The 19,627-nt window shown below is 67.0% G+C and carries 14 protein-coding genes; 4 read left to right on the forward strand and 10 right to left on the reverse strand.

Annotated features, from left to right (window positions below):
• Positions 1–19: 19 nt before the first annotated feature.
• The 4 genes from FBZ89_RS02975 to FBZ89_RS02990 form a co-directional block, all read right to left on the reverse strand.
• Positions 20–2,251 (reverse strand): beta-glucosidase, encoded by a 2,232-nt coding sequence (locus FBZ89_RS02975; RefSeq protein ID WP_246172009.1) that lies wholly within the window; start codon positions 2,249–2,251, stop codon positions 20–22.
• 41 nt (positions 2,252–2,292) lie between these two features.
• Positions 2,293–3,708, reverse strand: coding sequence for a DUF1593 domain-containing protein (locus FBZ89_RS02980; protein WP_145748561.1), 1,416 nt, complete (start codon positions 3,706–3,708; stop codon positions 2,293–2,295).
• On the reverse strand, positions 3,705–5,699 hold the full coding sequence (locus FBZ89_RS02985) for a glycoside hydrolase family 3 protein (protein ID WP_186457165.1): 1,995 nt from the start codon (positions 5,697–5,699) through the stop codon (positions 3,705–3,707). Before FBZ89_RS02985 ends, FBZ89_RS02980 begins: the two co-directional genes overlap by 4 nt.
• Positions 5,700–5,808: 109 nt before the next feature.
• Positions 5,809–8,004 carry a TonB-dependent receptor gene (locus FBZ89_RS02990; protein ID WP_145748562.1) on the reverse strand — a complete coding sequence of 732 codons (2,196 nt, stop codon included), beginning with the start codon at positions 8,002–8,004 and terminating at the stop codon, positions 5,809–5,811.
• Positions 8,005–8,648: 644 nt separating this feature from the next.
• Between FBZ89_RS02990 and FBZ89_RS02995 the strand changes: the two genes are divergently transcribed.
• Together FBZ89_RS02995 and FBZ89_RS03000 are read left to right on the forward strand one after the other, a co-directional pair.
• Positions 8,649–9,683 carry a LacI family DNA-binding transcriptional regulator gene (locus FBZ89_RS02995; protein WP_145748563.1) on the forward strand — a complete coding sequence of 345 codons (1,035 nt, stop codon included), beginning with the start codon at positions 8,649–8,651 and terminating at the stop codon, positions 9,681–9,683.
• 138 nt (positions 9,684–9,821) lie between these two features.
• Positions 9,822–11,126, forward strand: a complete 1,305-nt coding sequence (locus FBZ89_RS03000) for an Hsp70 family protein (protein WP_145748564.1) — start codon at positions 9,822–9,824, stop codon at positions 11,124–11,126.
• A 72-nt stretch (positions 11,127–11,198) separates the two neighbouring features.
• On the opposite strand, the gene FBZ89_RS03005 is transcribed toward FBZ89_RS03000, so the two are convergent.
• The 6 genes from FBZ89_RS03005 to FBZ89_RS03030 all read right to left on the reverse strand — a co-directional run bounded on the left by FBZ89_RS03005 (position 11,199) and on the right by FBZ89_RS03030 (position 14,220).
• Complete coding sequence (locus FBZ89_RS03005) at positions 11,199–11,348, reverse strand: entericidin A/B family lipoprotein (RefSeq protein ID WP_145610108.1); 150 nt, start codon at positions 11,346–11,348, stop codon at positions 11,199–11,201.
• Positions 11,349–11,380: 32 nt separating this feature from the next.
• Positions 11,381–11,845, reverse strand: a complete 465-nt coding sequence (locus FBZ89_RS03010) for a hypothetical protein (RefSeq protein ID WP_145748565.1) — start codon at positions 11,843–11,845, stop codon at positions 11,381–11,383.
• A 50-nt stretch (positions 11,846–11,895) separates the two neighbouring features.
• Entirely contained in the window at positions 11,896–12,141 is a 246-nt protein-coding gene (locus tag FBZ89_RS03015; RefSeq protein ID WP_145748566.1) for a hypothetical protein, read from the reverse strand.
• Between the two features lie 121 nt (positions 12,142–12,262).
• Complete coding sequence (locus tag FBZ89_RS03020) at positions 12,263–12,745, reverse strand: ferritin-like domain-containing protein (protein ID WP_145748567.1); 483 nt, start codon at positions 12,743–12,745, stop codon at positions 12,263–12,265.
• A gap of 304 nt (positions 12,746–13,049) precedes the next feature.
• The gene (locus FBZ89_RS03025; RefSeq protein WP_145748568.1) at positions 13,050–13,796 is read right to left on the reverse strand and encodes a lipid-binding SYLF domain-containing protein; all 747 of its coding nucleotides are present in this window, start codon (positions 13,794–13,796) and stop codon (positions 13,050–13,052) included.
• Between the two features lie 223 nt (positions 13,797–14,019).
• Positions 14,020–14,220 (reverse strand): CsbD family protein, encoded by a 201-nt coding sequence (locus FBZ89_RS03030; RefSeq protein ID WP_088873218.1) that lies wholly within the window; start codon positions 14,218–14,220, stop codon positions 14,020–14,022.
• A gap of 535 nt (positions 14,221–14,755) precedes the next feature.
• Here FBZ89_RS03030 and FBZ89_RS03035 point away from each other — a divergent pair.
• Complete coding sequence (locus tag FBZ89_RS03035) at positions 14,756–14,914, forward strand: DUF3309 family protein (protein ID WP_145748569.1); 159 nt, start codon at positions 14,756–14,758, stop codon at positions 14,912–14,914.
• Positions 14,915–15,217: 303 nt separating this feature from the next.
• Positions 15,218–19,606, forward strand: coding sequence for a response regulator (locus FBZ89_RS03040; protein ID WP_186457166.1), 4,389 nt, complete (start codon positions 15,218–15,220; stop codon positions 19,604–19,606).
• Positions 19,607–19,627 lie beyond the last annotated feature (21 nt).

Below are 19,627 nucleotides of genomic sequence, written 5' to 3' on the forward strand. Positions count from 1 at the left end.
ATCCCTTTCCTTGGAAGGCTTACGGTTGACGGGTGGAGGCCTTGACGGCCGCCCCGCCCTTCAGCGCCAGATCGGTGGCCGATGAGCCAACCGCCACCTGGTAATCGCCGGACTTGACCTGCCAGGCGTGCGCAGCCTCATCGAAGTTGCCCAGCAGGCGGGTGTCAGCGGTGACGGTCACGCGCTTCTTCTCCCCCGGGGCCAGGGCCACCTTGGACCAGCCGATCAGGCGCTGGGTCTTGGTGCCGGCGGCATTGGTCAGATAGACCTGGGGCACATCCTGGCCGGCGCGCTTGCCGGTGTTGGTGACCTCGAAGCTGACGGTCAGGGTATCGCCGCCCGTCACCTTCACGTCGCCATAGCTGAAGTGGCTGTAGCCGAGGCCGTAGCCGAAGGGGAACAGGGGCTTTGCACCCGTCTTGGCGTAACGGCGATAGCCGATGTCGGCGCCCTCGGTATAGGTGATCTCAGCCGGGCTGAACTCCGGCTTGTCGGCGCCGGGGATGTCCTTGTGCAGCAACTGGCTGTCGTCCGCCGGGAAGGTGATGGGCAGGCGGCCGGAGGGATTGGCATCGCCGAACAAGATATCGGCGATGGCCTCGCCCCCCCGGCTACCGGGGTACCAGGCCTCCACCACGCCGGCCACCTTGTCCAGCCAGGGCATGTGCACCGGCCCGCCCGTCTCCAGCACCACGATGGTGTTGGGGTTGGCGGCGGCCACGGCGGCGATCAGGGCGTCCTGGCCGTTGGGTAGGCTGAGGTCCGGCGCGTCGGCGCCCTCGCTCATCCACTGGGTGGCGAAGACGATGGCCACGTCCGTGGTCTTGGCGACGGCCGCCGCCTCCGCCGGGTAGGAACCGTCGTTGAAGCGCACCGCCTTCTCCCCCGCCTTGGCGCGGATGGCCTTCAGGGGCGAGGAGGCGTGATAGACCACGGTGCGGAAGGGGCCCATCATGCCGTCGCCGCCCAAGGGGATGCTGGCGCCCGGGCCCCCGTCCGACACCACCTGCGAGGAACCGCCGCCCGACAGCACGCCGGCGTTGGCGAAGCCGCCGATGACGGTGACGGTCTTGCCTTTTGTGGCCAAGGGCAGCACATCGCCCTTGTTCTTCAGCAGGACGATGCCCTCGGTTCCCGCAGCCTTGGTCACCAGGGCGTGGGCGTCGAAGTCGATGGGTGCCTTGGCCGCCGGGTTGTCGAACAGCCCGGCCGCGAACATGGAGCGCAGGATGCGCCGGGTCATGTCGGACAGGCGTTCCGCCGGCACCGTCTTGTCCTGGATGGCGGCCTTCAGCGGCTCATTGAACCAGACCTTGCCGCCGGGGCTCAACATGACGTCGATCTGCTCCCCGGACTCCTGGTCCAGGCCGTTCACGGCCGCCTCGACGCCATGGACCGCACCCCAGTCGGACATGACCCAGCCGGGATAGGCCCAGTCGGTCTTCAGCACCTTGTTCAGCAGGAAGGGGTTGTCGCAGGCATAGGCGCCGTTGACCTTGTTGTAGGCGCACATGACGGAACCGGGCTTGCCCTTCTCGATGGCAATCTGGAAGGCCAGCAGGTCGCTTTCGCGCGCCGCCGCCTCCGCGATCTTGACATCCAGGGTCATGCGCTGGGTTTCCTGGTCGTTCACCGCGAAGTGCTTGATGGTGGAAACGACGTTCTGGTCCTGGATGCCCCGGATGGATTCCCCGCCCAGGGTGCCGGCCAGCAAGGGATCCTCGCCCAGATATTCGAAGTTGCGGCCGTTGCGCGGATCGCGCGCCAGGTTGACGCCACCGGCCAGCAGGACGTTCAGGCCCTTGGCGTACGCCTCCTTCCCGATCATGGCGCCGCCCTTGTAAGCGGTTTCGGGGTTCCAGGTGGAGGCGAGCGACAGGCCGGACGGCAGGCCCGTGGACGGGTCGCCCGGCCGCACGTTCATGGGGTTGGCCACGCCCAGGCTGGCGTCGCTCTCCTGCAGGGCCGGGATGCCCAGGCGCGGCACGCCGGGGATATAACCGGCGGACCCGATGGCGCCTTCCGGCAGCTTGGCGCCCAGGAAGGGCATGGCCATGGGCCCGTGGACCAGGCCGATGCGCTCATCCAGCGTCAATTCCTTATTCAACAGGTCGGCGCGCTGGTCCGGCGACAGCTTGGTGTCCATCCACGGCCGCGCCGCCTCGGCGGCCAAGGCGGTGCTCACCAACGGAGCGGTGAGCGAGAGCGACAGGGCCGTGCCCAGCAGCAGGCGGCGCATGCAATCGGTCATGGGGTGCGTTTCCATCCGGTTGTTTTGGTCAGGCTTCAGGGTCATGACTGCGGCATCGCGATGATGACGCGGCGATAGCGGGTCAGCGGCAGCGGGCCGCCGCCCGTCACCTCAAGGATCAGGTGCAACTGTTGCGGACCCGGCAGCAGGGGCCGGGTGGTGGGGGCGGTGATGGTGGCCCTGGCGGTATCGGCACCGGCGATGCCCAGTTCCGGCACCACCACCAGGGCGTCCTGCCAGATGCTGGGTTCCCGGTACTGCCACCAGCGGAAGGTCAGCGGGCCGCCATCCGGGTTGGTGGAGGCGCCGGCGTCCAAGGTGACGCTTTCCCCCGGGCGCAGGGTCAGATGCAGCGGTTCGCTGCCGCCCTGCCCATTAACCACCACCTGGGGCGGATGGCTGGCCTGGGTGCGGTCCGCCGTCAGGGTCCAGCCGATACGGGCGGCGAAGTCGTTCTGGTAGGCCTCGCGCCAGCACCAGATGGTGGCCTGGGCGTTGCGATGGGGGCGCCCGTCACCACCCACGGCCGTGTCCACCACATCGGTATGCAGACCCATGCCCTCATTCGCCAGGCCATAGCGCCCGCCCCAGCCGCCATAATCGGGATGGTCGGGCGCGTTCAGGCCGTTATCGACCAGGTAGAGGAAGGACGGCGTGTCCCCTTCCATGATGAATTTCCATTGGGGATACAGGCCGCCCAGGGGCCCTTTGCGGATATGGGCATCGATCCAGCCATGAGAGACGGAGGCGCTGTCCGGCCCGGGGAACTGATAGAAATCCTCCCCCGACATGCCGGTCCAGGTGGCGGTGGAATAGTGGCTGAAGGCGTGGACGCTGCCGATCCAGAACAGCTGGGGGTACCGGGCGCGGATCCAGGGGCCGCTGTCGTCCTGGTCGGAAATGGCATAGACCCGCAGGCGGGCGACGAAGGCGGCCACCTGGTCCGGCGTGCGGGTGGCCGCCACCTGGTGCAGCGCCTGCGCCAGGACGTTGGCGCCACCCCAGATGGTGACCCACAGCGGCCGGGGATCGGGGTCGTCCACGGCGGCGACCAGGGCGGCGGAGGCGGTGCTGTCCCGCCCCTCCCCCACGCCGGCCAGGCCGTAGAGCGCCGGCCCCGCCGTGACCCGGTCCAACAGCGCCTGGGCGTCGGGGTAGGCCGGATCATGCGCCCGCAGATTGGGCAGTACCTGGCCGTAGGCCTGGATGCGTTCCCGCAGCCGTTCGGGATGCACCTGGTCCCGGAGCCAGGTGGAGGTGGTGGCCGCCATGCCGGCCACGTCCATCTGGTCGGTATAGAGCAGGAAGCGGACGAAGGATTCCTCGTCATCCGGCTCGTTGGCGATGTCGGTCAGGACGAAGACCCGCGGCTTGGCGGGGGCCGCCTGGACGGCGGGGGCCGAGGCCAACAGGGCCAGCAGCAGAAGCGGCGCCAACACCCACCACCGGTTCATCATCGCCCGCTGCCCCCGCTGCCGATGGGGTACAGCGGGTCCTTGCTGTCATGCGGCACGTCCGACGCCTGGGCCACCACCGACGCCATGCTGCGCGGCAGCTCGAACGGCAGGTGGCCCTGCGCCGCCGCCTTGCCGGCGACCACGTCAAGGAAGGCGCGGTCGCTGACGCCGAAATCAACGTACAGGCGGGCGGCCTTGTCGCGGATGTCGGTCAGGATGGCCGGGCGGTCGAGATAGACGCTGACCACCGCCGGCACCTTGGCGGCGGCCACGGCCTTCAAAGCCTCATAGTCCGCGTTGCCGTCATGAAAGCCCAAATCGCCCTCATGCTGCAGGCTGCCGAAGGTGTAGTTGGGGTGCAGGGTCTGGAAGGGGGCGGACAGGCGCAAAATGGCGACCTCCGCCTGTTTGGGATCATCCACCACCACCAGGCCGGCGGCCTTGGCGGCATCGGCCGACACGCCGCGCAGGTAGACCTTGCGGCCCTTGAGGACCACCGGGCCCTTGCCGGCTTCCAGCAACACCATGGAGCGGGATTGCGCCGCCAGGCCCTCGGCCAGGAACTGCGGCGTGCCCACCACCTTGGCGGCCGCGTCGGCATCCACGTAGGGGTTCTCAAACAGGCCCTGCTGGAACTTCAGGGCCAGGATGCGGCGCACCGATTGGTCCAGCCGCGCCTCGGTCACCAGGCCCTGCGTCACCGCCGCCAGCAGGGGGGCGGGATCGTCCACCCCGCCGAACTGGTCCAGCCCCGCCTCCAGCCCCTTGGCGAAGCGCGCCGGGGTGGAGAGGTCCTCCACGCCCCAGGCGGTGGAGAAATCCTTGAAGGTGGGCCGTTCCCCCGCGGGGAAGCCGTTGCGGCATACCGTGTTGCAGTCATTGGCGATGGCCCAGTCGGACAGGATGATGCCCTGGAAGCCATAGGTGCCGCGCAGCAGGTCGGTCAGAAGCCAATGATTGAAGCCCGCCCCCACCTGCTCCACCGGCTTTCCGTCCACCACCATCTCTTTCAGGATGGAATATGTGGGCATGACGCCGGCCACGTGGGCAGCGAAGGCGCCCTTGAAGGGCAGGACGTGCTGGTCGAAGTGAGCCGGCCGCACCAGAGAATAGCGGCCATAGCTGTTATGGCTGTCGAAGCCCTCCGCCGCCGCGCCATAGCCCACCCAGTGCTTGACCACCGCCGAGACGCCGCTGACGCCGGGGCCATCGTCCCCGCCCTGGAAGCCCTCGATATAGGCCTGCACCAGGCGGCGATCCAGGTCCGGATCCTCGCCAAAGGTGCCGTTGATGCGGGACCAGCGCGGCTCCGTCGCCACGTCCGCCTGGGGTGACAGGGTCTGGTGGATGCCCACCGCCCGGTATTCCTGGCGGGCAATGTCGGCGAAACGGCGCACCAGGGCGGGGTCGCCAATGGCCCCCAGGCCCAGCGTCTCCGGCCATTGCGAGAAGCCGGCGGACAGCTGGCTGGCGCCGGCCGTCACCTGGAAATGGTTGCGCGGGTCGGTGCTGAGCGTCAGGGGGATGCCCAGGCGTGCGCCTTCCGCCACCGCCTGCAGGCGGTTGTCCTGTTCCGCCAACTGCTGGGGCGGCGTCGCCTGGCGGGTGATCAGGGTGGTGATGCCCAGATCGCGGATCATGTGGGTGGCCAACGGGAAATCGTAGGGCCCACGCATGGTGGCGAACGTGAAGCCGCCTTCCGGCGGCACGGTGCCGTGCAGCAGGGTGCCCGCCTTCTCCGCGACCGTCATGCGGCCCAGCAGGTCGGCCACGCGGGCGTCGACCGGCAGACGCCAGTCCTCGTAAGGGTCCAGCGTGCCGTTGCCATTCAGGTCGCGGAAAGACAGCCCGTCCACCGACAGCAGCGGCTTCACCCGGCCGCCCAGCACCGGCTGCGGCGGTCCGCCAGCTGTTCCACCCCCAAGAGCGGGGGCGGCCAGCAGCACACTCAGGGTCACCAAGGCGGTCAGACGGCGGCGCGGCGAAGGCATGGGCTTTTCATCCCGTGAGGCGAAATGGAAAAAGAGGCGTGCCGCCGGGGAAGGAGGTTCCTGCGGCACGCCCAGGGGAAGTGAGGCGACAGGCCTCGGAGGAAGCGGGTTAGAAGTTGGCGGACACCCTCACGCCGTAGGTGCGGGGCGGGGCGTAGGAGCCGCTGCCGGCCAGGCGGTTGCCCGACCCGTTGGTGTCGGGGTTGGCCACGACCAGCACGGCGTTGTTCTCCAGGTTGCGGACATAGGCCATGACCCGCCAGCGCCGGTCGGCGTCGTCATAGGCCAGCGACAGGTTGGTCTTGGTGTAGGCCTTCTGTTCGGTGACGGCGAAGTTGCGGTAGTCCAGGTTCTGGTCACCGACATAGACGCTGTCGACACGCGCCGTGATCATGGCGCCCGATGCCAGGTCCCACATGTGCTGGTAGCCCAGGTTGATGGTCCATTCGGGCGACTTAGCCAGCGTGTTGCCGGTGTAGACGGCGGCGCTGTTGGGGTGGAAGACGTCGCCGGTGGCCAGGATGAAGTCGGTATAGCGGGCGTGGATGTAGGAGACGCTGCCGTCCACCCGGTCGCTCTGGGTCAGCAGGGCCGCCCCCTCCACCTCGACACCGTAGACCTCGGCCGTGCCGGCGTTGACCGTGACGGTGGACGCCTGGCCCGCCACCTGGCCGATCGCGCTGACCTGAAAGTCCTGATAGTCGTAGTAGAAGCCGGTCAGGTTCAGCTGCAGCTTCTTGTCCATGAACTGGTTCTTCACGCCGACCTCATAGGCGGTCAGCTTTTCCGGCTGGTAGGGGTTGTTGTTGGGCGGCTGGCCGTCGCCATAGCCACCGGCCTTGTAGCCGGTGCCGATAGAGGCGTAGAGCAGGCTGTCCGGCGCCAAATCGTACTCCGCGCCCACCTTCCAGTTGGTGGAATGCCAGGTCAGATCCGCGTCGTTGAGATAGAGCGGGGAGCCGCCGACATAGGTGTTGCCGACGATGTGGCCGAAGGCCTCGGTGGCGCCGGTGCGCGCCTTGTTGTCCTCGGTATAGCGCAGGCCGCCCGTCACCCGCAGGCTGTCGGTGAGGCTGTAGGTCGCCTGGGCGAAGGCGGCCTTGGACTCCTCCTTCACCATCGGCTGGACGAAAGCCAGCGAAGTGATGCCGGCGATGGGGTCCAGCGCGAACAGGACATCGTTGTTTTCCTTGAAGTAATAAAGGCCGGTCACCCATTTCAGCGGCCCGTCGCTGTTGGCCAGGCGCAGTTCGTGCGACATCTGGTCCTCATCGGACCGGAAAATGCTGGAGGCGCAGAGGGCGCCGGAGGGGGCGGCGCAGGTGGAGCTCTGCGTGGAACCGCCATGGGTGCGGTCGGTGTCCGTGCGGTAGGCGCCGACATAGGTCAGGGTGGCGAAGCCCAAATCCCAATCGGTGGTCAGCGATACACCCTTGTTGGTGTGGTTCAGGCTGCCGTCCGCCGACACCGGATAGGTGTAAGGCGAGCCGAACTTGGCGTATTGGCCGATAGGGGCGGAGGCGTAGCCCACGCCGCCTTCATGGAAGATGTCCACCGACAGCAGGGCCTTGAAAGTCTCGCTCGGCGTCAACTGGACCTGCAGGCGGCCGGCTTGCGTATCCTCGTCATTGAAATTGCTGGAGCGGCTGTTGTTGGTATAGCCGTCGTGCCGGCTGGTCTGGAAAGCGGCGCGCACGGCCAGCGTATCGGTCAGCGGCACGTTCAGCATGCCGGAGGTCTGCAGGTTGTTGTAGTTGCCGTAATCCAGCGACGCGTTCCCCTCGAACTTGTCGGTGGGCCGCTTGGTGATGACGTTGATGCTGCCCGCCGTGGCGTTGCGGCCATATAGCGTGCCTTGGGGACCGCGCAGCACCTCGATACGGTCGATGTCGTAGAGCGCGCCGATGGCGGCGCGTGACCGGGCCATGTAGACGCCATCGACGTTGAAGGCCACGGCGGGGTCGCCCACCTCGGTGTCGTTGGTGCTGCCGATGCCGCGGATGGCGATCTGGACGGACCCGCTGCCGTTGTTGCCCACAGCCAGGCCGGGAACCATGTTGTTCAGGTCGGTGGAGCTGGAAACGCCGCGCTGCTGCAGGGTGTCGCCGGAAAAGGCGGTGATGGCGATGGGCGTCTTCTGCGTCGTTTCCTGCCGGCGCTCGGCGGTGACGACGATGTCCTCCAGCTGCTGGGACGCGGCCTGCGCGCCCTGAGGGGCGTTTTGCGGGGCGGCGGTCTGGGCCAGGCCGGGGCTGACGATCAGGCTGGCCAGCGCGGTGGCGGCCAGCAGGGTGTGAGTACGCATCTCTCCCATTTCTCCCATTTGCTTCTTTATTCTTGTCGTCGTGAAGACAGCCCCCCGGCTTCTGTGCCGAGCCTCTTTCGGGGCCTGCCTCGAGGATGAGCGGAGCCTGCGCCGGCCCCTGTCATCCAAGGGCCAGGTCGCACCCAAGCGGGTGCCTAAGCCGGCAGGCTTTCATCGCGTTGTCGGCGGCGCGGGGTGGCGGTTCAAGGCAAGGCCTCGCCGTTCACCGCCGCCCGGTGGGGACGCGATGGCTCATATCCGATGATATTTTTAAAGGGGCGTCCGGCTTACCGGATGGCCCGGTCCTGGAACGCGCAAGCGTCACGCATGATCGTCTCTCCCGTTTGTTGGGCCCCGCCTTGTTGTTGTCCTCCGACCCTGGGGCTGAATGACAGCGCTGTCCCTGGTGCCGAAAAAATAAGGAGGCCTCGTTGGCCCCATTTTGTTATCATCCAGAACAACCCCGCGCAAGAGGGTTTCTCAAAAACCGGCGTCAAGGACACGCCGTTCCCAGATCGGCCACCGCCGCCGGTTTCACGTACTATCTTTGCCGCCCGCCGATGCTATGATCCCGCCGCTTTCAGGGGGCGGGGCAAAACCTCCGGAACGGCGTGGGGCAGCGGTCTGGTTGGAGTGTCGGGGCGTTGAGCAAGGCCACCATTTACGATGTCGCCCGCGTGGCCAACGTCTCCATCAAGACGGTGTCCCGCGTCCTGAACGGGGAACCCAAGGCCAGCGCGGAGACGCGCGCCCGGGTGATGGAGGCGGCGCGCAGCCTGAACTACACGCCCAGCCTGTCGGCCCGCGCCCTGTCGGGGTCGCGCAGCTTCCTGATCGCGCTGGTCTCCTCCGGCGGGGTGTCGGACAACGGCATGCTGTACGTCACCGAACTGCAGATAGGCGCCATCCAGGCCTGCCGGGCTGGCGGGTACCACCTGCTGACCGAATACATCGACCTGGGTGCGTCCGACTTCACCGCCCTGACGGAAACCCTGGTGTCCACCTTGCGCGTCGATGGCGTCATCCTGATCCCGCCCCTGTGCGACGATCCCCAGCTGCTGTCCCTGCTGGCGCGGCGCGGTGTCACCTGCGTGCGCATCTCCCCCACCCTGGACGACAGCGCCGAGCAGAAATGGGGCTGGGGTATCGACATCGACAATTACCAGGCGGCGTTCCAGATGACGCGCCACCTGATGGACCAGGGGCACCGCGACATCGGCTTCATCCAGGGCCATCCCAAACACGCGGCGGCGGCCCAGCGTGAGGCCGGCTATCGCGACGCCCTGTTTGACGGCGGCCCTATCCCCGAACGCCTGATCCAGCCGGGCCTGTTCACCTTCAACAGCGGCCTGCCGGCCGCCCGCGCGCTGCTGGAGCAAAAGCGGCGCCCCACCGCCATCTTCGCCGCCAACGACAGCATGGCCATGGCCGCCCTGTCCGTGGCGTACAAAATGGGCATCCCCGTGCCAGGCGCCCTGTCGGTGGCCGGCATCGACGACCTGCCCGCCGCCAGCGTCGTCTGCCCGCCGCTGACCACCGTGCGCCAGCCGGTGAAGGAAATGGGCGCCGCCGCCGCCCGCTTCATCATCGACCGCACCGCCGGCCAGGTGGGCAGCTATTTGAAGAAGGTGTTCGACCACAGCCTGGTGGTCCGCGAGTCCACCGCCCCGCCAGCGTGAGGCCAGCGGATGCGGACGCCCGGCGCTTGAGGGAAAATGGGCAACTCCATTTTTCCTAGCCGCGCCCGGCTATTTCCGTTAAAAACCGCGCCCCCATTCAAAAACCCGATCCTCTCGGCCGTCGTTGGAGCGCGCACCATGGGCTATTGCGGCCTGGACTTTGGAACGTCGAACAGCACGCTGGGCGTCGTCGATGATGGCCAAGCCCGCCTGCTGCCCCTGGAAGGGGAAGAGACCACCCTGCCCAGCGCGCTGTTCTTCGACTTCGCCGCCAAGCGCGAGGAGTTCGGCCGCGCCGCCATCCAGATCTATGCCGAGGGGGCCGACGGCCGCCTGATGCGCTCGCTGAAGTCGGTGCTGGGCACCGACCTGATCGACATGGAAACCCAGCTGGATCGGCGGCGCATCCGCTTCCGCGACGTGCTGAAGACCCTGCTGACGGAGATCAAGCGCCGGGCGGAGGAGCAGGCCGGCCGCCCCCTGACCCAGGTGGTCCACGGCCGCCCCGTGCATTTCGTGGACGGTGACGACGCGGCCGACCGCCGGGCGGAAACGGCCCTGGCGGAAATCGCGCGCGATATCGGCTACACCGACATCTCCTTCCAGTTCGAGCCCATCGCCGCCGCCCTGGATTACGAGCGCCAGGTGAACGCGGAGGAGATCGCGCTGATCGCCGACATCGGCGGCGGCACCTCCGACTTTTCCATCGTGCGCATCGGACCGGACCGGCGGGAGGCCGCCGACCGGGGCCAGGACATCCTGGCGAGCACCGGCGTGCGTATCGGCGGCACCGACTTCGACCGCCTGCTGTCCCTGCACGGCGTCATGCCGCACCTGGGCTATCAGTCGCCCATGAAGCGCGCCGGCCTGCTGGCGCCCAACAGCTATTTCAACGACCTGGCCACCTGGTCCAAGATCAACTTCCTCTACGCCCCCAAGGTGATGGCGGAGCTGCGCCAGGTGCTGCGCGAGTCCGCTAAGCCCGACCTGATCGGCCGGCTGATCCATGTGGTGGAAGAGCACCTGGGCCATCGCGTGGCCATGACGGTGGAGCGCACCAAGATCCGCCTCAGCGCCACGGCGACCCAAATGAACGCCAATGGGCCGGGTGGTTCCGACCCGAGCGGTTCAGACATAGTGGTGGAAATCCCGTTCGACTTCATCGAGCGCGGACTGACGATTCCCTTCACCGTGCCCGGCTTCGCCACCGCCACCACGCCGCTGACCGACGGCATCGCCGGCATGATCCGCAAGGCGCTGGGCGACAGCGGCCTCACGCGCGACAAAATCGACGCCGTGTTCCTGACCGGCGGCTCCACCCTGCTGCCCAACGTGCGCGCCAGCATCCTGGCGGAATTGCCGGAGGCCCGGGTGGTCGAGGGCGACAAGTTCGGCTCCGTCGGCCTGGGCCTGACGCTGGAGGCCCACCGGCGCTATCGTTGAGGCACGCAGAAAAACACCCGCCGGCGGTATCGCGGGCGGGTGTTTTTCCTTTGGCTACATGGGAGCGCCCTATCACGGGGTATCCTTGTGGGCCTCCTTGCTGATGGCGTGGCCGGTGGCGGAGATATCCTCGCCGGCGCCCTCGGTGGTATGGCAGGCGCTGACCAGCGCCCCCATGCCCAGCATGGACAAAAGAACAAGCGCGCGGAGTTTGGTAGTCATCGTGGCCCTCCTTGATGGGCTAGGGGTTGCACTCATTTGCGGGGCGGCCGACTGCCGGGGCTTCCGACAATCAATCCGGCCACCACGGCCGCCAGCAGGGCTGGCACCTTGTGTTGGACCACCAGGCGCTGGGCTTCGGTCAGCAGCACCTCGGGGTCCAAATCCAGGGCGGGATGCACCACCGGCGGGGCCGGCGGCTCACGCCGGCTGACCAGCAGCCGCATCACCAGCAGCAGCACCAGGCACAGCACGATCAGGGCCAGCGCCACCAGCGCTGGGGTCCAGACCGGGCCCATCTGCGGTTCCAGCCCGGCCCACAGCGCGGCGCAGAGCAGGCCCACCGCGGCGATGACCGCCAACATGGCCATCACCCCGGTGATGACGACGGTGACCACACCGTCGACCAGCGGCGCCGGAGAGGACCGGTGCACCGGACCAAAGGGGATGACCCCCAGTTGCGACAAGGCCATAACGGCCAGCTTGGTCCAGCCTTCCATCACCGGTCCCCCTTATGCGGCGCTTATGATCCAGCCTCGCCCGCCCCGTCTCAGCGGGACAGCAGGCGGCTGGCGATGAAGCCGGCGGAGAAGGCCAGCAGCAGGCTGGTGATGGGCTGCGCCTCCACCTGCGTGCCCACGGCCTTGGCGGCCGCCTCGCCCTTGGCCGCCAGCGTCTTGTAAAGGTCGCTGGCCTCCGCCTTGATGGCGTTGGACAGGTGGTCGGCGTCCTCCCGTGCGGCATCGCGCACGGAACGGGCGGCGGTGGCGGCGGCGTCGATGGTTTCGCTCTTCATCGTCCTTCTCCTTCGTCGGTTGGGGGCGTCAACCGGTTGGGTATCGGCATGGCCCCCGCAGATTGGCGGGCCCGCTCAAGCAAAGGAGGGGCCCGCCGGATCTGGCGTCACGCGCCGCCGGTCAGCGGCGTTCCAGCGCGTGCTTCAGGGTGCTCATCTGGTCGTGGTCGGCCTTGATGCTGTCATAGCAGGTGGCGACCACTTCGCGCGCCGGCATGGGCAGATCGCCCTGCAGCGCCCTCTCGAAGCTGGCCTTGATGTCATCCTCGCCTGCCTCGACGGCGGCGACGACGCTCTGGTCGCTGCCGGTGACGGCATTCTTCAGGTTGACGAACATGCGACGGGCGGCGCCCAGCACCGTGCCGTCCGTTTCCGGCTGGCCGCCCAGGCTGATGACCTCGGCTTGGAGGGCGGTGGTCAGTTGCCGGCGCTGGCGGGCACGGGTGGCGAACAGCGTCTTGAAGCTGTCGTTGGTCGACTCTTCCGCAGCGTCCTTATAGCCAAGGGCACTGTCCAGAGTCTTCTCGATCAGGTCATTCAACACCTTGACGGAGTGCTCCGTGGCGGCGGGGGGGACGCTGGGGGGAACCGTGGGCGGGATCATGGTCTGCTCCTCTCCTTGAATGGTTGCCATGTCGGGATCGTATTATTTGTCCCAACTTCAAATAAACAAACTCTGCATAAGAAGCGTTTCGCAGAAATTGTTTGCTATATCTTTATCAATAAATTTAGCCAGTTATTCATAGTATATAATGTTCTATCTAAGCTTTGAGGCGAACCCAGTACTGGCAAACCTTCCGCCTAGACCAAACGCGCCCGCCTTCGTCGGTGGACATATGTCAACGTGATCCGGATGCGTCCGAGTGAAGAGGGGCGGCACGCCACCCCTCCCCTTTCGGTGAACAACGTCAGCGTATGGTCGCCAAGTTCTTGCGCAGGCCATCGGCGTCGGCATTCTTGACGCTGCGGGCCGAGACGATGGCCGACACCGATTCCGGCTTGCCGTAATAGGCCTCGTTCCAGCTGTCGCGCGGCTTCAGGACCGAGCCGTTGAGCGTCAGGCCGGCATAGGCGCCGCTGGCCGAGGACCAGACGATGATGTCGCCGCTCATCGAGGTGCCGGTGGCGGCCTCGGCGGTGGAGCCCAAGGTCACCACGGCCAAGCCCGCCTGGGCACCGATCTTGAATTCATCCTGCAGGACGGACGACAAGGCCTTGTCGCTCATGATGAACAGGACCAGCTCCGCCTGCTCCACGCCGATCTGCAGACCGAAGGAGGCCGAGCCCAGGGTGTAGAAGGCGGGATAGCTGAACTCGCCGTTGGGGCCGCGCGTCAGCAGCACGGCATCGCCGCCCTCGCCGCCCACGAAGAAACCACCCTTGATGAGCTGCGGCACGATCAGCACGCCCTTGGCGCGCTTCATCAGCTCACGGGCGTTGCCAAATTCCTTGTCCTTGCGCAAATCGTCAACGGTGACGCGGGCACGTTCCACCAGGTTGCTCTGGTCGGTACCATGCGTGGCGACGGCGGCCAGCGCGTGCGGCGCGGTCGCGGTCATGGCGCCGAAAACCATCAGGGCCGACAGGGCGGCGGGAATGACTCGGGATTGCAGGGACGGCTTGGCCGCCGCCGAGATATGTGACACAGGCATCATGGTCACTCCGTTATTGGGCCGGCCGGGCGTACCGGCCAAGCCATCGCCGCTGAGGGTCCAGCCGGCGGGGATGGTGGACGGGAACGGCCGCGCGGGCCGTTCCCTTTGCTGTTTCAAGGCACTCGCCAATAAGGTCAGGGACCCCGCCGCGATGCGGGGGGTGACGGCGTTCACGCCGTCACCGGTCCAGCGGCGGGCACAACGGCAGACCACCGCCGCCCTATCAGTCCAGGGCCTTCTTGGCGGTGTCCTTCAAGGCCTTGCCGGCTTCCTGGATCTTGCCGGCGGCGTTCTGGGCGTGGCCTTCGACCTTCTTGGCCTTGCCTTCCGCCGCCATCTGGTCGTCACCGATGACCTTGCCGGCCGCTTCCTTCACGGCGCCACCGGCGATCTTGGCATTACCCTCGATACGGTTCTTGTTCATGGTCGTCTTCCTCACTTGGGGTTGAAGTACCAGTCGGACTGAAGAGCAGGACCGCCGCCCACCAACACCCGGAATACCTTGCCCCAGGGCGGTCATGACGGGGGCCCGTGGATCCATCCTGTGAATGCCCGTTCCAGTACGGGTAGGCGTTCCCAAGAGTTGATCCGTCAATAGCCAGTCAATGTTCGACACGCCTTATGGCGGGAATGTGGCGTGTTTAGGTGGATCATGCGGCAATTATCACTGGGAAATGAAGTAGGAGATTGGAAAAGAAGGACATTATTTATTTCGTCATCGCCACGATGGCCACACCCCGGCCCTGTACGACCAACCGCCTATGCCATCTCTTTTACTTACGCGCCAACCCGGCAATACGGGATACATCCGGGCGCGTAGGCATTATGGTTCGGATTATGTAGGCCCCTTTTCTTTGGCGAATAGACGGTTTTTCATGCCGCCGGGACTTTAAAAACATGTTTTGGTCACAATGAATTTCCATCATCCGTACGCCTTCGAATTCTGGAGAGAGGCCGCTATGAACATTGGAACCATCATCCTGATCATTCTAATACTGTTCCTGATCGGCGCCTTGCCCACCTGGCCGCATAGCGTCAACTGGGGCTACTACCCGGCCGGAGGCCTGGGTACGCTGATCGTCATCGTGCTGGTCCTCATCCTGATCGGCCGGTTGTAGGACCGCCTGTCCAAACGGGCCTTAACGGCCCCGGCGCTTTCCGGCGCCGGGGCCGTTCGCGTATCCCAGCCCTGATCCGGGGCCTGCAGCTGGCGGACAAGTACCCCTATGGATTTCGCCCTGCGGCGCCGATTGGGGATAGAATTGGGCCGGGGTCGGAACTACTCCCTATTTCCCGTCGATTTCGCGGGATTTGGTTGCTTGATTGATGGGAACGGCGACGCCAACCATGGCGCGGCCGTCCCATGGCCCCGCCCCTTTCCAAAGGGGGACGACGGCGGCGCTTCCGAGCGGGGGAGAGGCATGCGGTTCGGCTTGCGGCACCGTCTGCTGTTGTTTCTGCTGTTGTCGGTCCTGCCTTTCATCCTCCTGCTCGCTTGGGACATTCAGCAGCGCCGGGATGAAGCGGTGGCGGGCGTGCAAGCCACCGCCCTGTCCTTCGCCCGCCTGGCGGCCAACAGCCAGCAGCGCCTGCTGGAGCAGGTCCGCGACCTGACGGCCAGCTTCGCCACGCATTCCGCGCGGCTGCAGCCCGACGCCTGCAACGACGACGCCGCCATCATGAAGGATGCCCAGCCCTGGCTGGCCAACATCCACGTCGCCACCCGCGACGGCCAACTCGTCTGCTCCTCCCTGCCTAAGCCCTGGCCCAGCTACGCCGACCGCGCCTTCCTGCAGGAAGCGGTGCGCAGCGGCAGGCCCACCGTCAGCGGCTTCCTCATGGGGCGGGCCGCCGCCAAGCCCATTGTCGGCATGGCCTATCCCATCCCGCAGCCCGGCGGCGACGTGGACCGGCTGGTCGTGGCCGGCATCAACCTGGATTGGGTGGAACACAACAGCAAGGTCATCCTTGAGGACGACATGACCTTCCTGATGGTGGACAGGGAAGGCACCGTCATGGCCCGCCTGCCCGCCATGCCGGAGGTCATCGGCAAGAAGATGGCCGGCACACCCACCATCCGGTTCGCCCTGGAGCGGGATCAGGGCAGCGGCAGCGCCATCGGCCTGGACGGCCGGGAGAAATTGTTCGGCAGCGCCGTCCTGCCCGCCACCGGCATGCGGGTGATCATTGCCTTCGACCGGGCCGCCGTGTTGTCCAAGGTGGACCGGGATTCAGAGCGCATCACCCTGCTGGCCCTCGCCGTGACCCTGGCGACCATGAGCCTGGCCTGGGCGACGTTGAGCGGCACGGTGCTGCGCTGGCTGGCGTCCCTGCAGCAGGCCGTGGACCGCCTGGGCGCCGGCGACAAGACCACCCGCGCCAACTTGCCCGCCGGTGCCGGGGAACTGGGACAACTGGCGAACGCCTTCAACGTCATGGCCGAGGCCATCACCTGGCAGGACCGGGAACTGATGGCGCGGGAGGCCCGCTTCCGCGACCTGACCGAGATTTCCAGCGACTGGTTCTGGGAAACGGATGGGACCGGGCGTATTTCCACCATGTCGCAGGGCATCACCACCATAGGCCTGGATCCCACCGACATGCTGGGGCGCACACGGCGGGAACTGTCGGCCAGCCCCACCGATCCTTCCATCGCCCGGTATGAGGCCTTCCTGGCCGCCCGCCAGCCTTTCCGAGAGCTGACCTACGCCGCACTGGACCACCAGGGCGACACGCACTTCATCGCCATCAGCGGCGTCCCCCGCTTTGGTGAAGACGGTACGTTCCTGGGCTTCCGGGGCTCCGGCCGCGACCGCACCGCCGAGGTCAAGGCGACCCATGCCCTGGCCGCCAAGGTGGCGGAGCTGGAAAGCGCGCGCATCGACCTGCAGGCGCAGCGCACCCTCCTGGACAGCGTCATGAACAGCTCGCTGGACAGCATCCTCGCCCTGGCGGTGGTGCGCGACTCCAGGACCGGCGCCGTCATCGACTTCCGCTTCGCGCTGGTGAACCGGGCGGCGGAACACTTGATCGGCCAGCCGGCCGCCTACCTGGTGGGCAAGCGCCTGCGGGAGGAATTGCCGGGGCCCCTGGGGGGTGGCCTGTTCGAACGCTACGCCCGCATCGTCAGCCAGAACGCCACCGAGACGTTCGAGCATCTGAACCGTCAGGAGGGCGGGCCGGATGGCGAAGGCACTTGGCTGCGGATCTCCGCCGTCCCCTGGGAAAGGGGCCTGGCCGTCACCCTGTCCGACATCACGGCGGAGAAGACGCGCGCCGCCGCGCTGGCTGAAAGCGAGCAGCGCTTCCGCCTCCTGGCCGACAATGCCACCGACATCGTGGCCATGCACGCCCTCGACGGCCGCTGCCTGTACATGTCGCCTTCGGTGGAACGGGTTCTGGGCTGGCGACTGGACCAGGTGATGGGTCGGCGCACGGTGGAGTTCACGGAGCCGGCGGACATCCCCATCCTGGCCAACGCGCAGCGCCGCCTGCTCGCCGCCCCGAATGGCGAGCCCGTCACCTACCAGTTCCGGGTCATCAGGGCCGATGGCTCCACCGTGTGGCTGGAGACGGTGGCCCGCCTGATCACCGACCCGGTGGAGGGTCCGCGCTTCGTCGCCTCTTCCCGCGACGTGACGGAACGGCGGCGCCATCTGGAGACGATGACCGAGGTCAACAGCCGGCTGGAGGCCCAGGCCAGCGAACTGGTGGCCCTGGCCGACGACCTGGAACGGTCCCGCCACGCGGCCGAGGCCGCCAACCAGGCCAAGTCGGAATTCCTGGCCAACATGAGTCACGAAATCCGCACGCCCATGAACGGCGTCATGGGCATGACCCAGATCCTGCTGGAAACCGACCTGACCTATGACCAGCGCACCTACGCCGAGACCATCTATGACAGCGCCGAGGCGCTGTTGAACATCATCAACAACATCCTGGACATCTCGAAGCTGGAAGCCGGCAAGGTCGAGCTGGAGATGTTGGAGTTCGACGTGGGCGACGTGGTGGACGGCGTGGTCGCCATCCTGGCCACCCGCGCCCAAGAGAAGAAGCTGGACCTGACCGGCCTGGTCGACACCAAAGCCGCCGGCATCTATCGCGGCGATCCCACCCGCCTGCGCCAGATCCTGCTGAACCTGGCCGGGAACGCCGTGAAGTTCACAGCCACAGGCCAGGTGGGCATCAAGGTTACGCCCATGGCGGCCAAGGGCGCCGACAAGAAAACCCGCCTGCTGGAATTCTCCGTCACCGACACCGGCCCTGGCATGACGGAAAACCAGCGGGCCCGCCTATTCCAGAAGTTCACCCAGGCCGACACCTCCATCAACCGCAAGTTCGGCGGCACCGGCCTGGGCCTGGCCATTTCCCATCAGCTGGTGCGCCTGATGGGCGGCGACATCATCGTGACCAGCAGTCCGGGCCAGGGCGCCACCTTCAGCTTCGCCATCCCGCTGGAGGTCGTGTCGGCCAAGGGCCGCAGCGGTCGCGCGCCTGTGCTGAAGGGCCGGACAGCCCTGGTGGTCGATGACCTGCCCCTGAACTTGGCGGTGATGGAAAGCCACCTGAACCGGCTGGGCATCGACTGCGTCACGACCTCGGGCGGCAACGCGGCCCTGCGCCAGCTGGAGCTGGCCAACCAGGCGGGCCGCGCCTTCGACGTCATCTTCGTCGATCAGGCCATGCCCATCATGGACGGCCTGGCCTTCGCCGCCCAGATCCGTCAGGACACGGCCTACGCCGAGGTGAAGATGGTGCTGGTCACCTCCGTTGGTGGTAAACTGGGGGAGATGAAGGGCCTGTTCGACGGCGTGCTGACCAAACCCGTGCGCCTGGCCACGCTGAAGGACTTGCTGACCCGCCTGGTGCAGCAGGACACCCCCGCCAGCCGCGGCCGCGCCGGTCGCTCGGGCGCCGTCGCCCGTGGCAGGACGCGGGCGACGGCCACGGCGGGACGCAAGGTGCCGCCTGTCGCCACCCATCCCGGTGAGGGGCGCACCGTCCTGCTGGTCGACGACAATGAGACGAACCGCGCCATCGCGCGCATCATGCTGGAACGGGAAGGCTATGCGATCGACGACGCCACGGACGGCGAGCAGGCCGTGGGCCGCTGCGCCGTCCGGGCCTACGACCTGATCCTGATGGATGTGCAGATGCCGGTGATGGATGGTGTGGCCGCCACCCGCACCATTCGCGCCGGCGGGCCCTGCACCCGGGTGCCCATCATCGCCATGACGGCCAATGCCATGGTGGGCATGCGTGAGGAATACCTGGCGGCGGGCATGAACGATTATGTGTCCAAGCCCTTCGATCAAGAGCAGTTCCTGCACAAGGTGGACCATTGGGCGGGTCAGTCGGCCCCGCCTCCGCCTGAAGCCGCCGGCCCCGCAACGGCCGGTCCGCTGGAACCGGCGGAGCGGCTGGAGCCCGCCTTCGATCCCGGCGTGCTGTCCGGCCTGGGCGCCGCGGTGCCGGCCGCCGCCTTTCAGAGCCTGGTGCGCGGCTTCGCCGATAATGGAATGGCCCGCATCGACCGCCTGCGGGTCCTGGATCCCCGCACCGACCTTGGTGTCATTCAGGGCGAGGCGCACGACCTGGTGTCCACCGCCGGCAATGTCGGCCTGCGCCGGCTGCAGCGCCTGGGCCGCGACCTGCACCAGGCCTGCATGGATGGCGACCCGGCCGGCGTCAGGACGGTTCTGGAATGCATCATGCGCGAGGGTCCCCCGGCCTGGGCCGCCCTGCGCCACCGTTTCATCGGCGACGACCGCCCCGCCCTGGAATCCAGCGCCAACGGTACGGACGACTGAACCATCGCCCACGCCTGCGCC

Source organism: Nitrospirillum amazonense (genome assembly GCF_007828045.1).
GTDB classification, from domain to species: domain Bacteria; phylum Pseudomonadota; class Alphaproteobacteria; order Azospirillales; family Azospirillaceae; genus Nitrospirillum; species Nitrospirillum amazonense_C.

Coding starts and splice junctions, on each gene's coding strand:
- FBZ89_RS02975 (WP_246172009.1), bottom strand. CDS start 2,251: ATGACCGATTGCATGCGCCGCCTGCTGCTGGGCACGGCCCTGTCGCTC.
- FBZ89_RS02980 (WP_145748561.1), bottom strand. CDS start 3,708: ATGATGAACCGGTGGTGGGTGTTGGCGCCGCTTCTGCTGCTGGCCCTG.
- FBZ89_RS02985 (WP_186457165.1), bottom strand. CDS start 5,699: ATGCCTTCGCCGCGCCGCCGTCTGACCGCCTTGGTGACCCTGAGTGTG.
- FBZ89_RS02990 (WP_145748562.1), bottom strand. CDS start 8,004: ATGCGTACTCACACCCTGCTGGCCGCCACCGCGCTGGCCAGCCTGATC.
- FBZ89_RS03000 (WP_145748564.1), top strand. CDS start 9,822: ATGGGCTATTGCGGCCTGGACTTTGGAACGTCGAACAGCACGCTGGGC.
- FBZ89_RS03005 (WP_145610108.1), bottom strand. CDS start 11,348: ATGACTACCAAACTCCGCGCGCTTGTTCTTTTGTCCATGCTGGGCATG.
- FBZ89_RS03010 (WP_145748565.1), bottom strand. CDS start 11,845: ATGGAAGGCTGGACCAAGCTGGCCGTTATGGCCTTGTCGCAACTGGGG.
- FBZ89_RS03015 (WP_145748566.1), bottom strand. CDS start 12,141: ATGAAGAGCGAAACCATCGACGCCGCCGCCACCGCCGCCCGTTCCGTG.
- FBZ89_RS03020 (WP_145748567.1), bottom strand. CDS start 12,745: ATGATCCCGCCCACGGTTCCCCCCAGCGTCCCCCCCGCCGCCACGGAG.
- FBZ89_RS03025 (WP_145748568.1), bottom strand. CDS start 13,796: ATGATGCCTGTGTCACATATCTCGGCGGCGGCCAAGCCGTCCCTGCAA.
- FBZ89_RS03030 (WP_088873218.1), bottom strand. CDS start 14,220: ATGAACAAGAACCGTATCGAGGGTAATGCCAAGATCGCCGGTGGCGCC.
- FBZ89_RS03035 (WP_145748569.1), top strand. CDS start 14,756: ATGAACATTGGAACCATCATCCTGATCATTCTAATACTGTTCCTGATC.
- FBZ89_RS03040 (WP_186457166.1), top strand. CDS start 15,218: ATGCGGTTCGGCTTGCGGCACCGTCTGCTGTTGTTTCTGCTGTTGTCG.